This window comes from Luteimicrobium album, assembly GCF_030161555.1.
GTDB classification, from domain to species: Bacteria; Actinomycetota; Actinomycetes; order Actinomycetales; family Cellulomonadaceae; genus Luteimicrobium; species Luteimicrobium album.
This window is the reverse complement of record NZ_BSUK01000001.1, coordinates 432,525-454,230: the sequence shown is the minus strand read 5'-3', so window position 1 is coordinate 454,230 and position 21,706 is coordinate 432,525. Positions and strand designations below refer to the sequence as shown.

General features: G+C 71.4%; 27 protein-coding genes and 6 pseudogenes. 30 read left to right on the top strand and 3 right to left on the bottom strand.

Annotation, left to right across the window (positions count from 1 at the left end; all coding sequences use genetic code 11):
* Window positions 1-2 precede the first annotated feature (2 nt).
* The 22 genes and pseudogenes from rplP (at window position 3) to rplQ (ending at window position 12,192) form a co-directional block, all read left to right on the top strand.
* Window positions 3-421: pseudogene (gene rplP, locus QQK45_RS02335) on the top strand (50S ribosomal protein L16).
* Window positions 421-660 carry a 50S ribosomal protein L29 gene (rpmC, locus tag QQK45_RS02330; RefSeq protein ID WP_036953284.1) on the top strand — a complete coding sequence of 80 codons (240 nt, stop codon included), beginning with the start codon at window positions 421-423 and terminating at the stop codon, window positions 658-660. The pseudogene rplP and the gene rpmC overlap by 1 nt, the downstream one beginning before the upstream one ends.
* A gap of 11 nt (window positions 661-671) precedes the next feature.
* Window positions 672-966, top strand: a pseudogene (rpsQ, locus tag QQK45_RS02325) (30S ribosomal protein S17).
* Between the two features lie 148 nt (window positions 967-1,114).
* Window positions 1,115-1,483, top strand: coding sequence for a 50S ribosomal protein L14 (gene rplN, locus QQK45_RS02320; protein ID WP_036953280.1), 369 nt, complete (start codon window positions 1,115-1,117; stop codon window positions 1,481-1,483).
* Between the two features lie 2 nt (window positions 1,484-1,485).
* Window positions 1,486-1,827 (top strand): 50S ribosomal protein L24, encoded by a 342-nt coding sequence (gene rplX / locus QQK45_RS02315; RefSeq protein WP_036953278.1) that lies wholly within the window; start codon window positions 1,486-1,488, stop codon window positions 1,825-1,827.
* Window positions 1,827-2,405: a 50S ribosomal protein L5 gene (rplE, locus tag QQK45_RS02310; protein WP_284291855.1), complete on the top strand. Its 579-nt coding sequence runs from the start codon at window positions 1,827-1,829 to the stop codon at window positions 2,403-2,405. Before rplX ends, rplE begins: the two co-directional genes overlap by 1 nt.
* Window position 2,406: 1 nt before the next feature.
* On the top strand, window positions 2,407-2,592 hold the full coding sequence (locus QQK45_RS02305; RefSeq protein WP_036953276.1) for a type Z 30S ribosomal protein S14: 186 nt from the start codon (window positions 2,407-2,409) through the stop codon (window positions 2,590-2,592).
* An 89-nt stretch (window positions 2,593-2,681) separates the two neighbouring features.
* Window positions 2,682-3,080 carry a 30S ribosomal protein S8 gene (gene rpsH / locus QQK45_RS02300; protein ID WP_284291854.1) on the top strand — a complete coding sequence of 133 codons (399 nt, stop codon included), beginning with the start codon at window positions 2,682-2,684 and terminating at the stop codon, window positions 3,078-3,080.
* Window positions 3,081-3,098: 18 nt separating this feature from the next.
* Entirely contained in the window at window positions 3,099-3,635 is a 537-nt protein-coding gene (rplF, locus tag QQK45_RS02295) for a 50S ribosomal protein L6 (protein ID WP_036953272.1), read from the top strand.
* 2 nt (window positions 3,636-3,637) lie between these two features.
* Window positions 3,638-4,009 (top strand): 50S ribosomal protein L18, encoded by a 372-nt coding sequence (rplR, locus tag QQK45_RS02290; RefSeq protein ID WP_284291853.1) that lies wholly within the window; start codon window positions 3,638-3,640, stop codon window positions 4,007-4,009.
* Window positions 4,010-4,040: 31 nt separating this feature from the next.
* The gene (rpsE, locus tag QQK45_RS02285) at window positions 4,041-4,709 is read left to right on the top strand and encodes a 30S ribosomal protein S5 (RefSeq protein WP_284291852.1); all 669 of its coding nucleotides are present in this window, start codon (window positions 4,041-4,043) and stop codon (window positions 4,707-4,709) included.
* A complete protein-coding gene (gene rpmD, locus QQK45_RS02280; RefSeq protein ID WP_036953266.1) occupies window positions 4,709-4,891 on the top strand; it encodes a 50S ribosomal protein L30 in 183 nt (60 codons plus the stop codon). The genes rpsE and rpmD overlap by 1 nt, the downstream gene beginning before the upstream one ends.
* 256 nt (window positions 4,892-5,147) lie before the next feature.
* Window positions 5,148-5,576 carry a 50S ribosomal protein L15 gene (rplO, locus tag QQK45_RS02275; RefSeq protein ID WP_284291851.1) on the top strand — a complete coding sequence of 143 codons (429 nt, stop codon included), beginning with the start codon at window positions 5,148-5,150 and terminating at the stop codon, window positions 5,574-5,576.
* A 232-nt stretch (window positions 5,577-5,808) separates the two neighbouring features.
* Window positions 5,809-7,105, top strand: a pseudogene (secY, locus tag QQK45_RS02270) (preprotein translocase subunit SecY).
* Window positions 7,102-7,680: an adenylate kinase gene (locus QQK45_RS02265; RefSeq protein WP_284291850.1), complete on the top strand. Its 579-nt coding sequence runs from the start codon at window positions 7,102-7,104 to the stop codon at window positions 7,678-7,680. The pseudogene secY and the gene QQK45_RS02265 overlap by 4 nt, the downstream one beginning before the upstream one ends.
* A gap of 55 nt (window positions 7,681-7,735) precedes the next feature.
* Window positions 7,736-8,575 (top strand): type I methionyl aminopeptidase, encoded by an 840-nt coding sequence (gene map / locus QQK45_RS02260; protein ID WP_284291849.1) that lies wholly within the window; start codon window positions 7,736-7,738, stop codon window positions 8,573-8,575.
* 282 nt (window positions 8,576-8,857) lie between these two features.
* On the top strand, window positions 8,858-9,079 hold the full coding sequence (gene infA, locus QQK45_RS02255) for a translation initiation factor IF-1 (RefSeq protein WP_013770189.1): 222 nt from the start codon (window positions 8,858-8,860) through the stop codon (window positions 9,077-9,079).
* 77 nt (window positions 9,080-9,156) lie between these two features.
* On the top strand, window positions 9,157-9,270 hold the full coding sequence (rpmJ, locus tag QQK45_RS02250) for a 50S ribosomal protein L36 (protein ID WP_007540807.1): 114 nt from the start codon (window positions 9,157-9,159) through the stop codon (window positions 9,268-9,270).
* A 190-nt stretch (window positions 9,271-9,460) separates the two neighbouring features.
* Window positions 9,461-9,834: pseudogene (gene rpsM, locus QQK45_RS02245) on the top strand (30S ribosomal protein S13).
* A 105-nt stretch (window positions 9,835-9,939) separates the two neighbouring features.
* Window positions 9,940-10,344 (top strand): 30S ribosomal protein S11, encoded by a 405-nt coding sequence (rpsK, locus tag QQK45_RS02240; RefSeq protein WP_284291846.1) that lies wholly within the window; start codon window positions 9,940-9,942, stop codon window positions 10,342-10,344.
* A gap of 160 nt (window positions 10,345-10,504) precedes the next feature.
* Window positions 10,505-11,512 carry a DNA-directed RNA polymerase subunit alpha gene (locus QQK45_RS02235; protein ID WP_036953249.1) on the top strand — a complete coding sequence of 336 codons (1,008 nt, stop codon included), beginning with the start codon at window positions 10,505-10,507 and terminating at the stop codon, window positions 11,510-11,512.
* 113 nt (window positions 11,513-11,625) lie between these two features.
* Window positions 11,626-12,192 carry a 50S ribosomal protein L17 gene (gene rplQ, locus QQK45_RS02230; protein WP_284291845.1) on the top strand — a complete coding sequence of 189 codons (567 nt, stop codon included), beginning with the start codon at window positions 11,626-11,628 and terminating at the stop codon, window positions 12,190-12,192.
* 94 nt (window positions 12,193-12,286) lie between these two features.
* On the opposite strand, the gene lhgO is transcribed toward rplQ, so the two are convergent.
* Window positions 12,287-13,483 carry an L-2-hydroxyglutarate oxidase gene (lhgO, locus tag QQK45_RS02225; protein WP_284291844.1) on the bottom strand — a complete coding sequence of 399 codons (1,197 nt, stop codon included), beginning with the start codon at window positions 13,481-13,483 and terminating at the stop codon, window positions 12,287-12,289.
* A gap of 129 nt (window positions 13,484-13,612) precedes the next feature.
* Here lhgO and QQK45_RS02220 point away from each other — a divergent pair, with 129 nt between their 5' ends.
* Window positions 13,613-14,113: a hypothetical protein gene (locus QQK45_RS02220; RefSeq protein ID WP_284291842.1), complete on the top strand. Its 501-nt coding sequence runs from the start codon at window positions 13,613-13,615 to the stop codon at window positions 14,111-14,113.
* A 12-nt stretch (window positions 14,114-14,125) separates the two neighbouring features.
* Here QQK45_RS02220 and QQK45_RS02215 read toward each other — a convergent pair.
* Window positions 14,126-14,868 (bottom strand): annotated as a pseudogene (locus QQK45_RS02215) (ROK family protein).
* Between the two features lie 172 nt (window positions 14,869-15,040).
* On the opposite strand from QQK45_RS02215, the gene truA reads away from it, so the two are divergent.
* Window positions 15,041-15,964, top strand: coding sequence for a tRNA pseudouridine(38-40) synthase TruA (truA, locus tag QQK45_RS02210; protein WP_284291840.1), 924 nt, complete (start codon window positions 15,041-15,043; stop codon window positions 15,962-15,964).
* A 9-nt stretch (window positions 15,965-15,973) separates the two neighbouring features.
* On the opposite strand, the gene QQK45_RS02205 is transcribed toward truA, so the two are convergent.
* Window positions 15,974-16,387 carry a DUF5709 domain-containing protein gene (locus tag QQK45_RS02205; protein WP_284291837.1) on the bottom strand — a complete coding sequence of 138 codons (414 nt, stop codon included), beginning with the start codon at window positions 16,385-16,387 and terminating at the stop codon, window positions 15,974-15,976.
* A 339-nt stretch (window positions 16,388-16,726) separates the two neighbouring features.
* On the opposite strand from QQK45_RS02205, the gene rplM reads away from it, so the two are divergent.
* The 6 genes and pseudogenes from rplM to QQK45_RS02175 all read left to right on the top strand — a co-directional run bounded on the left by rplM (window position 16,727) and on the right by QQK45_RS02175 (window position 21,685).
* Complete coding sequence (gene rplM, locus QQK45_RS02200; protein WP_036953241.1) at window positions 16,727-17,170, top strand: 50S ribosomal protein L13; 444 nt, start codon at window positions 16,727-16,729, stop codon at window positions 17,168-17,170.
* A 46-nt stretch (window positions 17,171-17,216) separates the two neighbouring features.
* A complete protein-coding gene (gene rpsI / locus QQK45_RS02195) occupies window positions 17,217-17,708 on the top strand; it encodes a 30S ribosomal protein S9 (protein ID WP_284291832.1) in 492 nt (163 codons plus the stop codon).
* A 118-nt stretch (window positions 17,709-17,826) separates the two neighbouring features.
* Window positions 17,827-19,175 (top strand): annotated as a pseudogene (glmM, locus tag QQK45_RS02190) (phosphoglucosamine mutase).
* Between the two features lie 34 nt (window positions 19,176-19,209).
* Window positions 19,210-19,953, top strand: a complete 744-nt coding sequence (locus tag QQK45_RS02185) for a peptide deformylase (protein ID WP_284291830.1) — start codon at window positions 19,210-19,212, stop codon at window positions 19,951-19,953.
* Between the two features lie 179 nt (window positions 19,954-20,132).
* Window positions 20,133-20,831, top strand: coding sequence for a DedA family protein (locus QQK45_RS02180; protein WP_284291828.1), 699 nt, complete (start codon window positions 20,133-20,135; stop codon window positions 20,829-20,831).
* A complete protein-coding gene (locus QQK45_RS02175) occupies window positions 20,828-21,685 on the top strand; it encodes a siderophore-interacting protein (RefSeq protein ID WP_284291827.1) in 858 nt (285 codons plus the stop codon). The genes QQK45_RS02180 and QQK45_RS02175 overlap by 4 nt, the downstream gene beginning before the upstream one ends.
* The last annotated feature ends 21 nt before the right edge of the window (window positions 21,686-21,706 follow it).

Sequence of the window (21,706 nt, the reverse complement as noted above, 5' to 3'; positions counted from 1 at the left end):
TCATGCTGATCCCCCGCAGGCTCAAGCACCGCAAGCAGCACCACCCGAAGCGCTCCGGCGCGGCCAAGGGTGGCACCACGATCTCGTTCGGCGACTACGGCATCCAGGCTCTTGAGCCCGCCTACGTCACCAACCGCCAGATCGAGGCTGCTCGTATCGCCATGACCCGCCACATCAAGCGTGGTGGCAAGGTCTGGATCAACATCTACCCCGACCGTCCGCTGACCAAGAAGCCGGCGGAGACCCGTATGGGTTCCGGTAAGGGTTCCCCGAGTGGTGGGTCGCCAACGTCAAGCCCGGACGCATCGTGTTCGAGCTCGCCGGTGTCGACGAGGAACTGGCCCGCGAGGCCATGCGCCGTGCGATCCACAAGCTCCCGATGAAGTGCCGTTTCGTGGTGCGCGAGGGTGGTGCTAGCTGATGGCTATCGGTACCAAGGAGCTCGCGACGAGCGAGCTGGACACGTTCGACGACGAGAAGCTCGTCGCCGAGCTGAAGAAGGCCAAGGAAGAGCTGTTCAACCTTCGCTTCCAGTCGGCGACCGGGCAGCTCGACTCGACGGGTCGGCTCAAGGCGGTGCGCCGCGACATCGCGCGGATCTACACGATCCTGCGTGAGCGCGAGCTCGGCATCCGCACGGCCCCGAGCGCGAGCGAGTGAGTGAGGCTGAGATGAGCGAGAAGACACAGCAGACCGACGAGACCGCAGCCGAGGAGCACCGCGCTCACCGCAAGACGCGCCGCGGCTACGTCGTCAGCGACAAGATGGACAAGACCGTCGTGATCGCCGTCGAGGACCGGGTCAAGCACCCTCTACGGCAAGGTCATGCGTCGCACGAGCAAGGTCAAGGCCCACGACGAGCAGAACTCTGCCGGCGTCGGTGACCTCGTCCTGATCATGGAGACCCGGCCGCTGTCCGCCACCAAGCGGTGGCGCGTGGTCGAGATCCTCGAGAAGGCCAAGTAGTCGCTGACCCGCCGCCCCGCGGCGGGACGCCGCCGGCTCCGGCCGGCCGTGCGCAAGCACGGCCGGCCCGTCGGCACCACAGACCACTATCCGTTCGGCAAGGCTCGCCGCGAGGCGAGAACCGGCTCGACAACAGGAGTTCACTGACATGATCCAGCAGGAGTCGCGACTTCGGGTCGCCGACAACACGGGTGCCAAGGAGATCCTCTGCATCCGTGTTCTCGGCGGTTCCGGCCGTCGCTACGCCGGAATCGGCGACGTCATCGTCGCCACCGTCAAGGACGCGATCCCGGGCGGCAACGTCAAGAAGGGCGACGTGGTCAAGGCCGTCGTCGTCCGCACCGTCAAGGAGCGTCGTCGTCCCGACGGGTCCTACATCAAGTTCGACGAGAACGCCGCCGTGATCCTCAAGAACGACGGCGACCCCCGTGGCACGCGCATCTTCGGCCCTGTCGGCCGTGAGCTCCGTGACAAGCGGTTCATGAAGATCATCTCGCTGGCGCCGGAGGTGCTCTGACCATGGCGAAGATCAAGAAGGGCGACCAGGTCCTCGTGATCGCTGGTCGCGACAAGGGCAAGACGGGCCGCGTCCTGGAGATCCTCAAGGACTCCGACCGCGTCATCGTCGAGGGTGTCCAGCGCGTCACCAAGCACACCAAGGTCGGCCAGAACGACCGCGGTACGCGCACGGGTGGCCTGGAGACCGTCGAGGCGCCGATCCACGTGTCCAACGTGATGGTCGTCGACCCGGAGACGAAGAAGGGGACCCGCGTCGGGTACCGCACCGAAGAGGTCGAGCGTGACGGCCGCAAGCGCACGGTTCGCGTGCGCGTCGCCAAGCGCTCCGGTAAGGACATCTGATGACCACTGAGACCACCGAGGCCCCGGTGACGACCGTCCCGCGCCTCAAGGAGCGCTACCGCAGCGAGATCGTCGCCGGCCTGCGCGAGGAGTTCGACCACGAGAACGTCAACCAGGTCGCTCGCGTGACCAAGGTCGTCGTGAACATGGGTGTCGGCGACGCCGCGAAGGACTCCAAGCTCATCGAGGGCGCGATCCGCGACCTGGCCCTGATCACGGGTCAGAAGCCGCAGGTCACGCGTGCCCGCAAGTCCATCGCGCAGTTCAAGCTGCGTGAGGGCATGCCGATCGGTGCGCACACCACGCTGCGCGGCGACCGGATGTGGGAGTTCCTCGACCGCCTGCTGTCGCTCGCGCTCCCGCGCATCCGGGACTTCCGCGGTCTGTCGGACAAGCAGTTCGACGGGCACGGGAACTACACGTTCGGCCTCACGGAGCAGTCCATGTTCCACGAGATCGACCAGGACAAGATCGACCGCGTCCGCGGCATGGACATCACGATCGTGACGACCGCGACGACGGATGCCGAGGGTCGTTCCCTGCTGCGCCGTCTCGGCTTCCCGTTCAAGGAGAACTGACATGGCGAAGAAGGCCCTGATCAACAAGGCGGCCGCGAAGCCCAAGTTCGCGGTCCGCGCCTACACCCGGTGCCAGCGGTGCGGTCGTCCGCACTCGGTGTACCGCAAGTTCGGTCTCTGCCGCGTGTGCCTTCGCGAGATGGCGCACCGTGGCGAGCTCCCCGGCGTCACCAAGAGCAGCTGGTAACGACTACGTCGCAGGTCCGTGCGGAACCGGCGGGACGAACGTCCTGCACGACCGTGGCGGATACCCCGACGAGGAAGGGCTGAAGCCCAATGACCATGACCGACCCGATCGCAGACATGCTCACGCGTCTGCGGAACGCGAACTCGGCCCACCACGACACGGTGACCATGCCGTTCTCGAAGCTGAAGTCTCACATCGCTGAGATCCTCCAGGCCGAGGGCTACATCACCGGCTGGAGCGTCGAGGACGCTCCCGTGGGCAAGAACCTCACCATCACGCTCAAGTACGGCCCGAGCCGCGAGCGCGCCCTGTCGGGCGTCCGCCGCGTCTCGAAGCCGGGTCTGCGCGTGTACGCGAAGTCCACCAACCTGCCCAAGGTTCTCGGCGGCCTCGGCGTGGCGATCCTGTCCACGTCCTCCGGCCTCCTGACGGACCGTCAGGCCCAGTCGAAGGGCGTGGGCGGGGAAGTCCTCGCCTTCGTCTGGTAACGGAAAGGAGATACGCCAATGTCTCGTATCGGCAAGATCCCCGTTCCGGTCCCGGCCGGCGTGGACGTCACCGTCAGCGGCGCGCTCGTGACCGTGAAGGGCCCCAAAGGCTCTCTCGAGCACACGATCCCCGCCCCCATCAAGGTCGAGCAGTCGGACGGCACCCTCGTGGTGACGCGTCCGGACGACGAGCGTGCCTCGCGCGCCCTGCACGGCCTGACCCGCACCCTGCTCGCGAACCTCGTCACCGGTGTGACCGAGGGCTACGAGAAGAAGCTCGAGATCGTCGGTACCGGTTACCGCGTGACGGCGAAGGGCTCGGACCTCGAGTTCGCGCTCGGCTTCTCGCACCCGGTGGTCGTCAAGGCCCCCGCCGGCATCACGTTCGCGGTCGAGAGCCCCACCAAGTTCTCGGTGAGCGGCATCGACAAGCAGCAGGTCGGCGAGGTCGCAGCGAACATCCGCAAGATCCGCAAGCCCGAGCCGTACAAGGGCAAGGGCGTGCGCTACGCCGGCGAGGTCGTCCGCCGCAAGGTCGGAAAGGCTGGTAAGTGATCATGGCTGTCACGGTCAAGGGCAAGGGCAAGCAGATCGCGCGCACGCGCCGTCACCTGCGCCTGCGCAAGAAGATCTCCGGCACCCCCGCCCGTCCGCGCCTCGTGGTGACGCGCTCGTCGCGTCACATCACGGCCCAGGTCGTCGACGACACCGTGGGGCACACCGTCGCGTCTGCCTCGTCGCTCGAGGCGGACCTGCGTGCGCTCGACGGCGACAAGTCCGCCAAGGCGCGCAAGGTCGGCGAGCTCGTCGCCCAGCGCGCGAAGGCGGCCGGTGTCGAGGCCGTCGTGTTCGACCGCGGCGGGAACAAGTACCACGGCCGGGTCGCGGCGGTGGCAGACGGCGCCCGTGAGGGTGGTCTGTCGCTGTGACGACGTACGCACGGAAGCAGAGGATTTTCTGATGGCTGCAGGGCAGCGCAACACCGGCGCCCCGGGCGCCGCTACCGAGGAGCGCTCGAACGAGCGCTCGAACGACCGGGGTGGCCGCCGCGGCGGCGACCGTCGGGACAACCGTCGTCAGGACGCCGAGAAGAACGCCTTCGTCGAGCGCGTCGTGACCATCAACCGCGTCTCCAAGGTCGTCAAGGGCGGCCGTCGCTTCAGCTTCACCGCGCTCGTCGTGGTGGGCGACGGTGACGGTACCGTCGGCGTCGGCTACGGGAAGGCCAAGGAGGTGCCCGCGGCGATCGCCAAGGGTGTCGAGGAGGCGAAGAAGAGCTTCTTCCGCGTCCCCCGCATCCAGGGCACCATCCCGCACCCCGTCCAGGGTGAGGCCGCGGCCGGCGTCGTGTTCCTCCGTCCGGCCGCTCCGGGTACCGGTGTCATCGCCGGCGGTCCGGTGCGCGCCGTGCTGGAGTGCGCGGGCATCCACGACGTCCTGAGCAAGTCGCTCGGCTCGTCGAACTCGATCAACATCGTGCACGCGACGGTCGCGGCGCTCCGTGGGCTCGAGGAGCCCGCTGCGGTCGCCGCCCGCCGTGGTCTGCCGCTCGAGGACGTGGCCCCGGCCGCGCTCCTGCGCTCGCAGGCCGCTGGTCGCGCCGACGCCGCGGCGAAGGTGGGTGCGTGATGGCTCGTCTCAAGGTGACCCAGACCAAGTCCGCCATCGGCGGCAAGCAGAATCAGCGTGACACGCTGCGGACCCTGGGCCTCAAGCGGATCGGCGACACCGCCGTGAAGGAGGACCGCCCGGAGATCCGCGGCATGGTCAAGACGGTGGCGCACCTCGTCGCCGTCGAGGAGGTCGAGTGATCATGGCCGAGAACAAGAACGACGACGTGACGCCGGAGACGGCCGAGGCGCCGAAGAAGCCGGCCCGCAAGGCCCCGGCGAAGAAGGCCGAGGCTTCGGCCGAGGCGACCCCGCCAAGAAGGCGCCGGCCCGCAAGCCGGCCGCCACGAAGGCGGAGGCCGCTGCTGAGGCGGAGGCGCCCAAGAAGCCCGCCGCCAAGGCGACCAAGGCCGCGGCGAAGCCCGAGCCCGAGGTCGGCGCCGGTGGCACCCTCAAGGTGCACCACCTTCGTCCGGCCCCCGGCGCCAAGACCGCCAAGACCCGCGTGGGTCGTGGTGAGGCGTCGAAGGGCAAGACGGCCGGCCGTGGTACCAAGGGCACGAAGGCCCGCTACCAGGTTCCGGAGCGCTTCGAGGGTGGGCAGATGCCCCTCCACATGCGCCTCCCGAAGCTGCGCGGCTTCAAGAACCCGTTCCGCGTCGAGTACCAGGTCGTGAACCTGGACAAGCTCGCGTCGCTGTACCCCGAGGGTGGCTCGGTCACCGTCGAGGACCTCGTCGCGAAGGGCGCGGTCCGCAAGGGCCAGCTCGTCAAGGTGCTCGGCACCGGCGAGCTCTCGGTGAAGCTCGACGTCGCGGTGGACGCGCTGTCGGGCTCGGCGAAGGACAAGATCCTCGCCGCCGGCGGTTCGGTCTCCGAGGACTGAGAGAATGACGGCCAGGGCCGGCGGTGCGCATGCGCCGTCGGCCCTGGTGTCTCTCCTGACCGGTGATCTGCCGGTCGACGCACCGGGCCCTAGGCTTCCGAGACGGATTGCGGGATCCTGGGCCAGAGCGGCTAAGGTGCCGACGGTGCGACGCACGCCACAGCGTGCCGCGTGACGGCCGACGACCTCGTCGGTCGCTGATGAACCCGCCCACGGCGGACCAGGAGGATAGGTGCTCAGCGCATTCGGCCGGGCTTTCCGGACGCCCGATCTGCGGCGCAAGCTGCTGTTCACGATCGCGATCATGGCGATCTTCCGGCTGGGCTCGTTCATCCCCACCCCGGGGTGAGCTACCCGAACGTCCAGCAGTGCATCGACGAGACGGCGGGCAACAGCGACCTGCTCGGCCTCGTCAACCTGTTCAGCGGCGGGGCGCTCCTCAAGCTGTCGGTGTTCGCGCTCGGGATCATGCCGTACATCACGGCGAGCATCATCGTGCAGCTCCTGCGCGTCGTGATCCCCGGTTCGAGGCCCTGCACAAGGAGGGCCAGTCCGGTACCGCGAAGCTCACGCAGTACACCCGCTACCTCACCATCGCGCTCGCGATCCTGCAGTCGACGACGATCATCACGACCGCGCGCACCGGTGTCCTCTTCCAGGGTTGCTCCCAGTCCGTCATCCCCGACGACTCGGTGGTCAACCTCGCGATCATGGTCATCACGATGACCGCCGGTACCGGCCTGATCATGTGGCTCGGTGAGCTCATCACCGAGCGCGGCGTGGGCAACGGCATGTCCCTGCTGATCTTCACCTCGATCGCCGCGAGCTTCCCGAGCGCGCTGTGGTCGATCGCCGGTGGCAACGGCGGAGTCGGCAAGTTCATCATCGTGATCGCGCTCTGCGTGGTCGTGGTCGGGCTCGTGGTCTTCGTCGAGCAGTCGCAGCGGCGGATCCCGGTGCAGTACGCCAAGCGCATGGTCGGACGGCGCATGTACGGCGGCTCGTCCACCTACATCCCGATCAAGATCAACATGGCGAACGTGATCCCGATCATCTTCGCGTCGTCGCTGCTGGCGATCCCGGGGCTGATCGCGCAGTTCGCCGACCAGTCCGCGGGCTGGGTCCAGTGGGTGACCCAGAACCTGGCGTCGACGAGCGCGCCGCTGCACCTCGTGCTCTACACGGTGCTGATCATCTTCTTCTGCTTCTTCTACACGGCGATCACGTTCAACCCGGACGAGGTCGCGGACAACATGAAGACGTACGGCGGCTTCATCCCCGGCATCCGCGCGGGCCGGCCGACCGCCGAGTACCTCGACTACGTGATCACGCGCATCACCACGGCCGGCTCGCTGTACCTGGCGATCGTGGCGCTGATCCCGACGATCGCGTTCGTGCTGCTGAACGTGACGACGAACATCCCGTTCGGCGGCAGCTCGATCATCATCGTCGTCGGCGTGGGCCTCGAGACCGTCAAGCAGATCGACAGCCAGCTGCAGCAGCGGCACTACGAAGGGTTCCTCCGTTGAGCACACGTCTCGTCATCATGGGTCCGCAGGGCGCGGGCAAGGGCACGCAGGCGGCACGCCTGGCGGAGCACCTCGCCGTCCCTGCCATCTCGACGGGCGACATCTTCCGCGCCAACATCAAGGGCGGCACGGAGCTCGGTGTGCTGGCGCAGTCGTACACGGCCAAGGGCGAGCTCGTGCCCGACTCGGTCACGAACGACATGGTCCGCGACCGGCTCGCCCAGGAGGACGCGGTCGACGGCTTCATCCTCGACGGGTACCCGCGCAACGCGGCCCAGGTGACCGAGCTCGACGCGATCCTCGGTGACGCCGGCGTCGCGCTCGACGGCGTGATCGAGCTCGTGGCGGACCGCGACGAGCTCCTCGCCCGCCTGCGCAAGCGCGCGGAGATCGAGGGCCGCGAGGACGACACCGAGGAGGCGATCGCGCGCCGCCTCGACATCTACGCGGAGCAGACGGCGCCGCTCACCGACGCGTACGCCGAGCGCGGGCTGCTGGTCCGCGTGGACGGCATCGGCGAGATCGACGAGGTCACGCAGCGTCTCGTCGCGGCCCTGGACGGCCGGGTCTCCTGACTCCGCCTCCCGCCCCGGCACGGTCCGGGCGCGGGTGAGCAGGGAGGTGGCGAGCATGTTCGGACGCGACCACATCGAGTACAAGACACCTGACCAGGTGCGGCTGATGCGACGGGCCGGGCTGGTGGTGGCCGACGTCCACGCCGCGGTGCGTGCCGCCGTGGCCGTGGGCGTCACGACGGCCGAGCTGGACGCCGTCGCCGCCGACGTGGTCCGCGCAGCGGGGGCGACGTCGTCGTTCCTGGGCTACGAGGGCTATCCCGCGACCATCTGCGTGTCCGTGAACGACGAGGTCATCCATGGCATCCCGGGGGAGCGCGTGCTGCGCCCGGGTGACGTGGTCTCGGTCGACGCGGGCGCCGTCGTCGGCGGGTGGCACGGTGACGCCGCGTTCTCGGTCGTCCTGCCCGGGCCCGACGGCGCCGCGGCAGACCCTGCGGACGTCGCGCTCGTGGACACGACCGAGCGTGCGATGTGGGCCGGGATCGCGGCCCTGGCCGTGGGAGGCCGGCTCGACGAGGTCGGGGCGGCGGTCGAGGACGTCGCCGAGGGCGCCGAGGGTGGCCCGTACGGGATCGTCGAGGACTACGTCGGGCACGGCATCGGTACGCAGATGCACCAGGACCCGGACGTCCCCAACTACCGGACCCGAGGGCGCGGCCCGCGCGTGCGACCCGGTCTGTGCGTTGCCGTGGAGCCGATGCTGACGCGAGGCGACGCGACGACCCAGCTCTGCGAGGACGAGTGGACGGTCGTCACGGACGACGGGTCCCGGGCCGCGCACTGCGAGCACACCGTGGCCGTCCTGGAAGAAGGCCTGTGGGTGCTGACGGCGCCCGACGGCGGGGCCGCGGGCCTCGCGCCGTTCGGCGTGACCGTCGCCCCGCTCGTCTGATCGCGTGACCCGTCGGGCGTGACGCGGCGCACCTCGGCCGTGTTTCCCTCGTGCTGCGCGATGCCGTAAGATGGATGGCTGGGTGTGGAGACGGCGCGTCCGGTCGAGATGTCAGCAATGACGGTCGACAGGCGTCGGGCCGCGGCCACGGACGTCCGGCTCGAGCCGCGCTTCCGGGGTCCGGCAGGATGCTCCACGCGCAGTCCACACTGGGTCGACGTCCGGCGCGCGTGCCGTGCCGTGACCCGCGTGGGTCCAGTCACACGAGAGTTAGCGGAGGACATGGCGAAGAAGGACGGCGTCATCGAGATCGAAGGCAGCGTGGTCGAAGCGCTGCCGAACGCGATGTTCCGCGTGGAGCTGACCAACGGCCACAAGGTGCTCGCGCACATCTCAGGCAAGATGCGACAGCACTACATCCGGATCCTCCCCGAGGACCGGGTGGTGGTCGAGCTGAGCCCGTACGACCTGTCCCGCGGTCGCATCGTCTACCGCTACAAGTAACCCGTCCGATCGAGGGCGCCGTCGTGACAGGCCCGGGCGCGCCCGGGCCGCGATGCGTACGGCGGCGGAGGAACACGATGAAGGTCAACCCGAGCGTCAAGAAGATCTGCGACAAGTGCAAGGTGATCCGCCGGCACGGAAACGTCATGGTCATCTGCGAGAACCCGCGTCACAAGCAGCGCCAGGGCTGAGCGCCGTGCCTCGCTCGACGAGGCGCGCTCGACCCACCCGGTGAGCGATCCGCTCACGACGTACCACCACGAACCCGTCCGGTCAGCCGGACGAGGGAACCCCGGTCGGAGGCCGGGGCCCGCAGCAGTGACGGCAGCGGGAGGGCGGTGCGGCAGACCTCCGACCGAAGTACAAGGAGCCGTCAGGCACATGGCACGTCTCGTCGGCGTCGACCTCCCGCGCGACAAGCGCCTCGAGGTTGCGCTCACCTACATCTACGGCGTCGGCCGTACCCGCGCCCAGCAGACGCTGGCCGCGACCGGGATCAGCCCGGATCTTCGCGTGAAGGACCTCGGCGACGCCGAGCTCGTCGCGCTCCGTGACTACCTCGAGGGCAACTACAAGCTCGAGGGTGACCTCCGCCGTGAGGTGGCCGCCGACATCCGCCGCAAGGTGGAGATCGGCACCTACCAGGGCTGCGCCACCGTCGTGGCCTTCCCGTCCGCGGTCAGCGCACCAAGACCAACGCGCGTACCCGCAAGGGTCCGAAGCGCACCGTGGCCGGCAAGAAGAAGGCCCGCTAACCAGCAGTCCGTGCCGGACCCGTCCGTCGCGCCGACGTCCACGTCGGCCCGCGCACGTCGACGGTCCGCCGGTCCGAACACCTCACCCCAGGAGAACCTCAGGACATGCCTCCCAAGACCCGCGCCGCCGCCGGCCGCAAGCCGCGCCGCAAGGACAAGAAGAACGTCCCGCTCGGCCAGGCGCACATCAAGAGCACCTTCAACAACACGATCGTCTCGATCACGGACCCGTCGGGCGCCGTGATCGCATGGGCCTCCGGCGGCGACGTCGGCTTCAAGGGCTCGCGCAAGTCGACCCCCTACGCGGCCGGTATGGCCGCCGAGGCCGCGGCCCGCAAGGCTGCCGAGCACGGCGTCAAGAAGGTCGACGTCTTCGTCAAGGGCCCGGGCTCGGGTCGTGAGACGGCGATCCGTTCGCTGCAGTCGGCCGGCCTCGAGGTCGGTTCGATCCAGGGCGTGACGCCGCAGGCGCACAACGGCTGCCGTCCGCCGAAGCGTCGCCGCGTCTGACCTCGCTCGTCGCCGCGGGGCGCTGACGCGCCCCGCGGCACCGCACGTCCGGACGTGGCCGGGCCGGAGCCCTCGGGCTCCGGCTCCCCGCGTCGGGCGTGCATCTGCACCCTCACCGTGATGCGTCATATGGCGGACGCACACCGAAAGGAACCCACCAGTGCTCATCGCACAGCGCCCCACCCTGACCGAAGAGGTCATCTCGGAGCACCGTTCCCGTTTCTCGATCGAGCCGCTCGAGCCCGGCTTCGGCTACACGCTCGGCAACTCGTTGCGTCGCACCCTGCTCTCGTCGATCCCCGGCGCGGCCGTCACCTCGATCCGTATCGAGGGCGTGCTGCACGAGTTCTCGACGATCCCCGGGGTCAAGGAGGACGTCACCGAGATCATCCTCAACATCAAGGGCCTGGTCGTGTCCTCGGACAACGACGAGCCGGTCGTCATGTACCTGCGCAAGCAGGGCGGCGGCGTGGTCACGGCGGCCGACATCGTCCCGCCGGCGGGCATCGAGGTGCACAACCCCGAGCTCCACATCGCGACGCTGAACGACTCCGCCAAGCTCGAGATCGAGCTCACGGTCGAGCGGGGCCGCGGCTACGTGTCGGCCGCGCAGAACAAGGCGTACGACTCGGAGATCGGCCGCATCCCGGTCGACTCGATCTACTCGCCGGTCCTCAAGGTCACGTACAAGGTCGAGGCCACCCGCGTCGAGCAGCGCACCGACTTCGACAAGCTCGTCGTCGACGTCGAGACGAAGCCGGCGATCTCGCCGCGCGACGCCCTCGCTTCGGCCGGCCGGACGCTCACCGAGCTGTTCGGTCTCGCCCGCGAGCTGAACGTCGAGGCCGAGGGCATCGAGATCGGCCCGTCGCCGACGGACGCGGCGCTCGCCGCCGACCTGGCGCTGCCGATCGAGGAGCTCAACCTCTCGATCCGGTCATACAACTGCCTCAAGCGCGAGGGCATCCACTCCGTGGGTGAGCTCGTGGCGCGCAGCGAGGCCGACCTTCTCGACATCCGGAATTTCGGCGCGAAGTCGATCACCGAGGTCACGGAGAAGCTCGCGAAGCTCGGCCTGTCGCTCAAGGACTCGCCGCTGGACTTCGACCCGACCGCCGCGCAGTACTACGGCGACGACGAGTACACGGACGACGAGCAGACCTTCTGACACGTCCACCGAGCAGTCGATGAGTCTGGCCTGCGGCGCCGCGGCGCCGCAGGCCACCATCCCGCACTGAGGACTGGCCGGCCAGGCCTCAGCCCACGAAGGAGCACAACCCAATGCCTACCCCCACCAAGGGCCCGCGGCTCGGCGGTGGCCCGGCTCACGAGCGCCTCATCCTCGCGAACCTCGCGACGAGCCTCTTCGAGCACGGCCGCATCACCACGACGGAGACGAAGGCCAAGCGCCTGCGTCCCCTCGCCGAGCGTCTCATCACCTTCGCGAAGCGTGGCGACCTCGCCGCGCGTCGTCGCGTCCTGACCGTTGTCCGTGACAAGAGCGTCGTGCACACGCTCTTCACGGAGATCGCGCCCACGATGGCGGAGCGCCAGGGCGGCTACACGCGCATCACGAAGGTCGGCAACCGCAAGGGCGACAACGCCCCCATGGCGGTCATCGAGCTCGTCCTCGAGCCCGTGAGCCCCAAGCAGGCCGTCGTCAAGGAGGCCGAGAAGGCCACCACGAAGGCTGCCAAGAAGCCGGCGGCGAAGAAGACCGCCAAGGCTGCCGACGAGAAGCCGGCCGCGGAGGAGACCCCTGCCGCCGAGTCGGCCGAGGAGACCCCGGCCGTCGAGGCCGAGGCCCCCGTCGCCGAGGCTGCGGCCGAGGAGAAGTCCGAGGCCTGAGCCTCCGCTCGTACGCCCGAAGGGGTCCGTTCCGCAGGTGCGGGACGGACCCCTTCGTCGTCCGCTCACGGGAGAGGGAGGGGCGTCCGAGGGCTCAGGAGAGATGGTGCTCGATCAGATGCTCCGCGATCGCCAGCGACGACGTCGCGGCGGGAGACGGCGCGTTCCGCAGCAGCGTCACGGGGCCGACCTGGTCGACGGCGAAGTCGTCGACCAGCGAGCCGTCGCGCGCCCACGCCTGAGCCCGGACCCCTGCGGGCGGGCGCTCGGCCAGGTCCGACGGTCGCAGCTCGGGCACGAACCGGCGCGCCCGCCGGTAGTACAGGGGCTTGAGCAGCGAGCCGCCGATCTCGTCCACGCCCATGCGCCAGTGCTGCCGCGCGAGGGCCCCGGCGCCGGGCCACCGCAGCGAGTCCCACGTGTCCCGCAGCGAGACCTGCGACCAGCCATAGCCCTCGCGGCGCAGGGCCGGGACGGCGTTGGGACCCACGTGGACGGCGTCGTACACGCCCCGGGTGAAGTGCACGCCGAGGAACGGGAAGCGGGGGTCCGGCACGGGGTAGACCATCCCGCGGACGAGCGAGGCGCGGTCGGGCGCGAGCGTCCAGTACTCGCCGCGGAACGGGAGGATGCGCGGTGAGGGGTCGGCGCCCACGAGGCGCGCGACGACGTCCGACTGGAGCCCGGCGCAGACCACGACCCGGTCGAACGTCTCGTCGAGGCCGGGGGTGATCACGCGGACGTGGTCGGCGGGACCCGCCACGGTCAGCCCGGTCACCTCGTGACCGAGCAGGACGCGCCCGCCCGCGGTGCGGACGTCCTGCGCCATCGCCTCGGTCACGGCCGCGTAGTCGACGACCGCCGTGCGCGGCGAGTGCACGGCCGCGACGCCGGTGACGTGCGGCTCGATCTCGCGGAGCGCGGACGCGCCGTCGAGACGGCGCAGGTCGGGAACGCCGTTGGCGCGCGCCCGCCGTTCGATCTCTGCGAGCGCGGGCAGCTCGCTCTCGTCGACGGCGACGACCAGCTTGCCGAGCTCGCGGTAGGGGAGGTCCTTCTCGAGGCAGTAGTCGTGCAGCGCGACGCGCCCCGCGGCGCAGAGCGTCGCCTTGAGCGAGCCGGGCGCATAGTAGAGGCCGGCGTGCACGACCCCCGAGTTGTGACCCGTCTGGTGGCGCGCGAGGCGGTCCTCCTTCTCGAGCACCGTCACGTCGTCCCCGCGCAGGGAGAGCGCGCGGGCGAGCGCGACCCCGACGATGCCGCCGCCGACGACGGCGATGCTCCTGGTCATCGTCCCAGCATCCCGGCCCGAGACCCTCCGCTCAAGCGCCGCGCCGCGCCGTGGTCGATGACGGATGTCATGCGGCCCCCGTGACGTCCGACCCTCCCGCAACGCGCCGCCGGCCGGAAGGCTGGAGCCATGATGAGTGCAGCCGACTCCAGCCTCGCCGTCAACGTGGTCCTCGGGCTCCTCGCCCTCGCCTGGATCCTGTCGCGCCAGGTGCAGAAGCGGCCCGCCAAGCCGTCCTCGCTCCGTGCGCCGGTGATCCTCGCGGCCGTCGGGCTCTACGAGACGGTGTCGTTCCTGCAGGACTCCGCGCCGGCCCAGGGCGTCCCGGTGACGGTTCTGGCGCTGCTCGTGCTGGGCGTCGTGATCGGCGGGGCGCTCGCCGCGTGGCGCGGATCGCAGGTCCGCGTGTGGCGTGACGCGGACGGCACGGTCGTCCGGCAGGGCCCCGCGCTCACCGTGCTGCTGTGGCTCGTGGCGGTCGGCGTGCACCTCGGGCTCGACGTGCTGATCGACCACGTGGACCACGGCCTGTCGGGACTGGGCTCGGCATCGCTGGTCCTGTACCTGGGCGTCGTCCTGGGGGTCCAGAGCCTCGTGGTACAGCGGCGCGCCCAGCTCCTCGCGGCCTGAGCCCGCCCGCCGTCAGCGGGGGAGCGACCAGGCCCGCGCGCCCCCGACGAGCGCCGCCGAGTTGGGCACGACCACCACGTCGTCGCCGAGCCGGTCGAGCACGCCGCGGGTGATCTGGCGGGCGTTGCCGCCGCCGAGGTAGAGGCGGTCCCACCAGAACACCGGCCGCAGCCCCTCGACGACCCGCAGGACGCGCCGCGACCAGAGGGCGTTGCCGAGGCGGCGCCGCTCGGGCTCACCGACGAACTCGTCGTAGGTGGTGCGGGGACGCACGGGGGCGTGCGACCACTCGAGGTGCGGCGCGAGCGACCCGCCGAGGAACAGCGCGGAGCCCAGGCCCGTGCCGAGCGTGAGGACGAGCTCGAGCCCGGACGCGGCGATCACCCCGGCGCCGTGCACCTCGGCGTCGTTGAGCACCAGCGCGGGCAGACCGAGGCGCTCGCCGACGGCCGCCTGCACGTCCATGCTGCGCCAGGCGTCCGCGAGCTCGGCCGAGATCGCGGTGCGCGGGCCGCGCGGGCGGATGTAGTGGGGCGTGTGCACGACGACGCCCCGGCGGATCATGCCCGGCAGCCCCACGGTCACGCGCTGGGCGGGGGCAGGGTGGCGGCGATCTCGGCGATGGTCTCGACGAGCCGCGAGGGCGGCAGCGGGTACGGGGTGGGCACGCGGACGGGCTCGGCGTGCGCCGTGCCGGCGGCGTCGAGGACGGCGGCCTTGATCCCGCTCCCGCCGCAGTCGACGGACAGCGTGATCGTGCCGGCGTCGTCGGGCGCGGGCGGGCGGCGCGTGGTCTGGCCCGGGTCGGGCGTGCGGGGCTCGGGCATGCGAGCACGGTAGGCCCCTCGGGGGCGAGTTGTCAGAACCTGGACCCCGTCGACGGGCGCGAGGTTCTGACAAGTCACGGGGCTCGCGGACAATGGGGCGGTGAGCGACACGCCTGCCCCGACGCCAGAGCAGCCCGGCCTGCGGGTGCGCCTCGACCTCGCGTACGACGGCGCGGGCTTCGCGGGGTGGGCGCGCCAGCCCGGCCTGCGCACGGTCCAGGGCCTGCTCGAGGAGGGCCTCGCGACCGTCCTGCGCGCCGAGGCGAACGGCGAGGCGACGCCGCGCGTCCAGGTCGCCGGGCGGACGGACTCCGGGGTGCACGCGCGGGGCCAGGTCGCGCACGTCGACCTCACGGCCCGGCAGTGGGCGAGCCTCCCGGGCCGGTCGGACCGGGCGCCCGGGGACGCGCTCGTCGCACGCCTGGGCGGCGTCCTCCCGCACGACGTCGTCGTGCGGGCGGCCGCGCCCGCCCCCGCGGGTTTCGACGCGCGGTTCTCCGCGCTGCACCGGAGCTACACCTACCGGGTGGCCGACCGGCCGGACCTGCGCGACCCGCTGCGGCGGGGCTGGGTCCTGTGGACCCGTCGGCCCCTCGACGTCGTGGCGATGGACGCCGCCGCGCGTCCGCTGCTCGGGGTGCGGGACTTCGCCGCCTTCTGCAAGCCCCGGCCCGGCGCGACGACGATCCGCGAGCTCCAGGAGCTGCGGTGGGAGCGGCCGGACGACGGGCCGGACGCGGGGCTCGTCGTCGCGCACGTCCGAGCCGACGCCTTCTGCCACAACATGGTGCGGGCGCTCGTCGGCGCGAGCCTGGCCGTGGGGGAGGGGCGGCGTCCCGTCACGTGGCTCGCGGAGGTCCTGGCTGCGCGCCGACGGGACGCGGCGGGCGGCGTCGTGCCGGCGCACGGCCTGGTGCTCGACGCGGTCGCCTACCCGCCCGACGCCGAGCTCGCGTCACGGGCCGAGCGCATCCGGGCGATGCGCATGGACGAGGACGTCTGGGAGGCCCCGGCGTCCTCCTGAGCCCAGCCCTCAGCCCTCGTCGTCCTCCACGTAGTGGACGGCTGCCTCCTCGGCGCTCGCGCCGGCGCCCGAGATGCCCTCGTCGACGCCGTAGACGTCGTTGTCGCGCCCGCCCGCGGCGTCGTCGTCCTCCGCGAGCCGGCCCGCCCGTCCCTCGTCCACCACGGGCTCCTCGTCCCACTCCTCGGGCTCCTCCTCTGCCAGCCGCTGGTCGAGGCTCTCGCCCTCGCGCTCCTCCTCCTCGGTCTCGCCGAAGTGGTTGGTGCGCGGGCGGTCGAGCGGGTCGTAGCCCTCGTCGAGGGGGTCCGCGAGGCCGCGGTCGATCAGCGTGTCCTCGGGGTCGAGCTGCTCCGTCTCGCTCTCGGACCAGTCGTCGCGGTCGTCCAGGCCCTCGGGCAGGCCGTCGGGGTAGTTCTCGCTCATGCGTCCAGCGTCGCACCCTCCGCCTGCCCGCGCACCGGCGGGCGCGGCGCAGCACAGGCTGCGGGCCTCATGGCCGGGCTGTCCGGTGGCGGGTAGGCTCGGGGCAGGTGCCGGACCGGCCGCTTTGACCCCGCCGCGGGCGCCACGGTACTCTTGACAGTCGTTGTGCTTCCTTGCCCGACCCCCTGTTCGAACCGCTGACGGAAACCGTGCGCCCACTCGCTGGCCCGTCACGTCCGGCTCATGGTCGGAGGCAGGCTTCTGGAGCGCTCAGACGAACACTCGTCGGTCGCAGCTCGCTGCGCCGAAGAAGACCGAACCGAAACGAAGGCTACGACCGTGCGTACGTACACCCCGAAGCCCGGCGACGTCCAGCGCGACTGGTACGTCATCGACGCGACCGACGTCGTCCTGGGCCGTCTGGCCAGCCACGTGGCGACCCTCCTGCGAGGCAAGCACAAGGCCACCTTCGCGCCCCACGTCGACGGCGGTGACTTCGTCATCGTCATCAACGCCGAGAAGGTCGCCCTGACCGGCAACAAGCGCGAGCAGAAGCTGGCGTACCGCCACTCCGGCTACCCGGGCGGCCTGCGCGCCACCCGTTACGCGGACCTGCTCGAGAAGCACCCCGAGCGGGCCGTCGAGAAGGCAGTCAAGGGCATGCTCCCGAAGACCAGCCTCGGCAGCGCGCAGTTCGGCAAGCTGAAGGTCTACGCGGGTTCTGAGCACCCGCACGCCGCTCAGCAGCCGAAGCCGTTCGAGATCACTCAGGTCGCCCAGTGAGCTCGGCTCGCTGACAGACAAGCACAAGGACGCGAGGACACCCACAGTGGCCGAGACCACCGTCGACACCGACACGCTGGACGAGAACGCTCCCAGCACCTACACCACCGAGACTGCCGCCGCCTCCACCGGCCGCGGCCAGTCCCTCACGGCGCCCGGGCAGGCCCTGGGTCGCCGCAAGGAGGCGATCGCCCGCGTTCGCCTCGTCCCCGGCTCCGGCCAGTGGAAGATCAACGGCCGCACCCTCGAGGACTACTTCCCGAACAAGGTGCACCAGCAGCTCGTGAGCTCGCCGTTCACGATCCTCGACATCGAGGGCCGCTTCGACGTCATCGCCCGCATCAGCGGCGGCGGCATCTCCGGCCAGGCCGGTGCGCTTCGCCTCGGCATCGCCCGCGCCCTGAACGCGATCGACGAGGACAGCAACCGCGCCACCCTCAAGAAGGCGGGCTTCCTGACCCGCGACGCCCGCGTCGTGGAGCGCAAGAAGGCCGGTCTCAAGAAGGCCCGCAAGGCGCCGCAGTACTCCAAGCGCTGATCCCAGCGCCGGCCGACGGCCCCGACGGACTCGTTCCGTCGGGGCCGTCGGTGTTTTCGGGGTTTGTCAGGACCGCTGCGGGTCACCGCGAGTCGTACGAGGGAGCAGGATCTAGCACATGGGTCGGTTGTTCGGCACGGACGGGGTGCGAGGCCTCGCCAACAAGGACGTCACGGCGGAGCTCGCCCTCGACCTCGGGGTCGCGGCGGCGCACGTGCTCGGCACCGCCGGGGAGTTCGAGGGACACCGGCCGCGGGCCGTCGTCGGACGGGACCCCCGCGCGTCGGGCGAGTTCCTCTCGGCCGCGGTCGCAGCGGGGCTGTCGAGCGCCGGGGTCGACGTCCTCGACGTCGGGGTCCTCCCGACGCCCGCGCTCGCGTTCCTGACCGACGCCCTGGGCGCCGACCTCGGCTGCATGCTCTCGGCGTCGCACAACCCCATGCCCGACAACGGCATCAAGTTCTTCACGCGGGGTGGCCTCAAGCTCGAGGACAGCGTCGAGGACGCGATCGAGCAGCGGCTCGAGGAGCCCTGGGACCGCCCGACGGGCGCCGACGTGGGCCGCATCCACCGCGACACCGGCCAGGCGGGGAGCCTCTACGTCGAGCATCTCACCAAGTCGATCGACGGGTCGCTCGAGGGCCTGCGGATCGCCGTCGACTGCGCCAACGGCGCCGCGAGCGAGGTCGGCCCGGAGGCGCTGCGCGCGGCCGGGGCGGACGTCGTCGTCATCAACGCGAGCCCCGACGGCCGCAACATCAACGAGAAGTGCGGCTCCACGCACCCCGAGCAGCTCCAGGCGGTCACGGTGGCGTCGGAGGCGGACTTCGGGGTCGCGTTCGACGGTGACGCCGACCGCTGCCTCGCCGTGGACCACACGGGCGCGCTCGTCGACGGCGACAAGATCATGGGCATCCTCGCGCTCGCGCGAGCCGCCGAGGACGCCTCGCGGGGGACACGCTCGTCGTGACCGTCATGAGCAACCTGGGCCTGATCCTCGCCATGCAGCGTGCCGGGATCAGCACCGTGCAGACGGGCGTGGGCGACCGCTACGTGCTCGAGGCGATGCGCGAGGGCGGGTTCTCGCTGGGCGGCGAGCAGTCCGGGCACATCATCGTGTCCGAGTTCGCGACCACGGGCGACGGGATCCTGACCGCGTTCCAGCTCGCCGCGCACGTCAAGCAGAGCGGACGGCGGCTCGTCGACCTCGCGGGCGAGATCGAGAAGCTCCCGCAGGCGCTCGTCAACGTGTCCGGCGTCGACAAGGCGCGCGCGGACGACGACGAGGAGCTCCGTGCCGAGATCGCGCGCGCCGAGGCCGTGCTGGGCGAGACCGGTCGTGTGGTCCTGCGCCCGTCGGGCACCGAGCCGCTCGTCCGCGTGATGGTCGAGGCGGCGACCCAGTCCGAGGCCGACGGCGTCGCGGCGCTCCTCGCCGGCACCGTGAAGGAGCGGCTCGCGCTCTGAGCGCCGGCCCTCGGGGCGTCGCTACGCTGACCGGGTGAGCACTCCCGAACCCCGCACCGCCGACCCGACCCGCACGGACGCCGGACCCTGGTCCGGCGGCGTCGACCACCGGCTGCGCGAGGACGTGCTCCGGCTGCTCGACACCGCGCAGGACGGCGTCCTGCCGATCGTCCAGCTCGGTCACCCCGTGTTGCGCCGCCCCGCCGTCCCCTACACGGGACAGCTCGGCGACGCGCTGCCGCTGCTGCTCGAGGTCATGCGGAGCACCATGGTCGCGGCGCCGGGGGTCGGGCTCGCCGCGCCGCAGATCGGGCTCGGGCTGCGGATCGCCGTCCTGCACGATCCCGGGTTCCCCGCCGGGTACGAGGAGGCGGCGGCCGAGCGCGAGCGCGCCCCGCTCCCGCACCGCACCCTCGTCAACCCGCGCTACGAGGGCGTGCCGACTCCCGGAGCGGTGCGCGACGACGGCTCCCGCCTCGGGGTCGAGCGGCGGTCGTTCGCCGAGGGCTGCCTCTCGTTCGAGGGATACCAGGGCGTGGTCGCACGGCTCCGGTCGGTCCGGCTCGTGGCGCAGGACGAGCGCGGCGCGGACGTCGACGAGATCGTCACTGGCTGGTCGGCCCGGATCGTCCAGCACGAGACCGACCACCTCGACGGCGTCGTCTACGTCGACCGGGTGGAGACGCGCTCGCTCATGACCAACGACAACGCCGCCCGCCTGTGGGGCGGGGTGCCGACCGGGCAGGTCGGCGAGCTGCTGGGCTTCCACGTCGAGTAGCGCGTCGGCCCTCGGGACGACGCCGTGCGGAACCCCTGTCCGACCCGGGTCGGGTCAGGGTCCGCCCCCGGGGTGATTCGGGGGCTTTCCCCATGCCGAGGCACCCTCCGCATCCCTACGCTGAGGGGGACGGGTCGCGCTCGCGGCTTTGTCGAGGGGACGACGAAGAGGGGAACCTGATGGGCGAGCTGCTCCAGCACCTGCAGGACGGGATCCTGGCGGCCTCAGGCCTCTGGTGGATCTACCCCGCGGTCGTGCTGTTCTGCCTCGTCGACGGGTTCTTCCCGCCGGTGCCGTCCGAGTCGGTCGTCATCGCGCTGGCCGTCGCGGCCACCACGGGCCACGACCCGAACCTCTGGCTCCTGCTGGCCGCGGCCGTCGTCGGGGCCTGGAGCGGCGACCAGGTCGCCTACCAGCTCGGCCGGTGGGTCGGGACGGACCGAGTCCGGCTCCTGCGCGGGCCACGCGGCCGGCGCGCCGTGGCGTGGGCGCGCTACGCGCTCGAGCGACGCGGCGCGACCTTCATCCTGGCCGCCCGGTACGTGCCCGTGGGCCGCGTGGCGGTCAACATGAGCGCCGGGGCGCTGCGCTACCCCCGTCGACGCTTCATGGCCGTCTCCGGCCTGGCCGCCGTGTTCTGGGGTGCGTGCTCCGTCCTCGTCGGGCTGGCGTCCGCCGCGTGGCTCGGGGAACGGCCGCTCCTCGCGATGGCCGCGGGCGTCGTCGTCGGGCTCGTGCTCGGGCTCGGCATCGACCGGGTCGTCACCGTCGTGTGGGCGCGTCGCGCCGCCCGGGCCGCCGTGTCCGAGGTCGCGGCCGACGGGGCCACGGCAGCGCCGGTCGGCGCGGTGGCCAACGGTGGCACACTCGTCCGGTGACCTTCGAACGCACCGGTTCCCGCCACGACCTGGCCGCCCGCCGCGCACGCGTGGCGCGCGTCGCACGACTCGCCCCGAGCGTCGTCCGCGTGACGTTCGCCGGGGACGAGCTCGCCGACCTGCCCGCCGAGGGGCCAGAGGACCACGTCAAGGTGTTCTTCCCCGACCCGGCGACGGGCGAGCTGCACGCCCCGCGCATGGTCGACGGCGCCCTGCAGCGTCCGACGTCGGGGGTGAGCATCTCCCGGGACTACACCCCGCGGGCGGTGCGTGCGACCGCGGACGGCACCGAGCTCGACCTCGAACTCGTCCTCCACGGCGTCGACGACGGCGCGCCCGCCGGTCCCGCGTCGTCCTGGGCGGCGTCGGCCGCGGAAGGCGACGAGCTCGTCGTCGCGGGGCCGCGCGGGTCCCGCGGCGTGCCCGCCGGCATCGACCGGCTCGTGCTCGTCGCCGACGAGACGGCGATGCCGGCCGCGGCCCGGTGGATCGAGCAGGTACCCGAGGGGGTCGGGGTCACCGTCATCCTCGACCTCGCGGACGAGGAGGCCGACGCGTACGTCGACGCGCCCGCCCCCGACGGCGGCCCGAGCCCGTTCGCGCGTGTGTCCGTCGAGCGGCTCTACCGGATCGACGGGCCCGGCCAGGTCGAGGAGGCGGTGCGCTCGCTCGATATCGACGCCACGACGTACGTCTGGGCGGCCGGCGAGGCGACGACCCTCGTTCCCGTGCGCCGCTACCTGCGCAGCGAGCTCGGTCTCGTCCACGACCAGGTCAAGGTCGACGGCTACTGGAAGCGTGGCGTCACCAACCGCGACCACCACGAGCCCCTCGACCCGACCGACCCGGACTGATCCCGCGCCGTTGGCCCCTGG

Coding starts and splice junctions, on each gene's coding strand:
- map (WP_284291849.1), top strand. CDS start 7,736: ATGTTCGGACGCGACCACATCGAGTACAAGACACCTGACCAGGTGCGG.
- rplQ (WP_284291845.1), top strand. CDS start 11,626: ATGCCTACCCCCACCAAGGGCCCGCGGCTCGGCGGTGGCCCGGCTCAC.
- QQK45_RS02305 (WP_036953276.1), top strand. CDS start 2,407: ATGGCGAAGAAGGCCCTGATCAACAAGGCGGCCGCGAAGCCCAAGTTC.
- QQK45_RS02180 (WP_284291828.1), top strand. CDS start 20,133: ATGGGCGAGCTGCTCCAGCACCTGCAGGACGGGATCCTGGCGGCCTCA.
- rpmD (WP_036953266.1), top strand. CDS start 4,709: ATGGCTCGTCTCAAGGTGACCCAGACCAAGTCCGCCATCGGCGGCAAG.
- rplF (WP_036953272.1), top strand. CDS start 3,099: ATGTCTCGTATCGGCAAGATCCCCGTTCCGGTCCCGGCCGGCGTGGAC.
- rplN (WP_036953280.1), top strand. CDS start 1,115: ATGATCCAGCAGGAGTCGCGACTTCGGGTCGCCGACAACACGGGTGCC.
- QQK45_RS02205 (WP_284291837.1), bottom strand. CDS start 16,387: ATGAGCGAGAACTACCCCGACGGCCTGCCCGAGGGCCTGGACGACCGC.
- rpsH (WP_284291854.1), top strand. CDS start 2,682: ATGACCATGACCGACCCGATCGCAGACATGCTCACGCGTCTGCGGAAC.
- rplE (WP_284291855.1), top strand. CDS start 1,827: ATGACCACTGAGACCACCGAGGCCCCGGTGACGACCGTCCCGCGCCTC.
- rpmC (WP_036953284.1), top strand. CDS start 421: ATGGCTATCGGTACCAAGGAGCTCGCGACGAGCGAGCTGGACACGTTC.
- rplR (WP_284291853.1), top strand. CDS start 3,638: ATGGCTGTCACGGTCAAGGGCAAGGGCAAGCAGATCGCGCGCACGCGC.
- infA (WP_013770189.1), top strand. CDS start 8,858: ATGGCGAAGAAGGACGGCGTCATCGAGATCGAAGGCAGCGTGGTCGAA.
- rpsE (WP_284291852.1), top strand. CDS start 4,041: ATGGCTGCAGGGCAGCGCAACACCGGCGCCCCGGGCGCCGCTACCGAG.
- rplX (WP_036953278.1), top strand. CDS start 1,486: ATGGCGAAGATCAAGAAGGGCGACCAGGTCCTCGTGATCGCTGGTCGC.
- lhgO (WP_284291844.1), bottom strand. CDS start 13,483: ATGACCAGGAGCATCGCCGTCGTCGGCGGCGGCATCGTCGGGGTCGCG.
- QQK45_RS02220 (WP_284291842.1), top strand. CDS start 13,613: ATGATGAGTGCAGCCGACTCCAGCCTCGCCGTCAACGTGGTCCTCGGG.
- rpsK (WP_284291846.1), top strand. CDS start 9,940: ATGCCTCCCAAGACCCGCGCCGCCGCCGGCCGCAAGCCGCGCCGCAAG.
- rpmJ (WP_007540807.1), top strand. CDS start 9,157: ATGAAGGTCAACCCGAGCGTCAAGAAGATCTGCGACAAGTGCAAGGTG.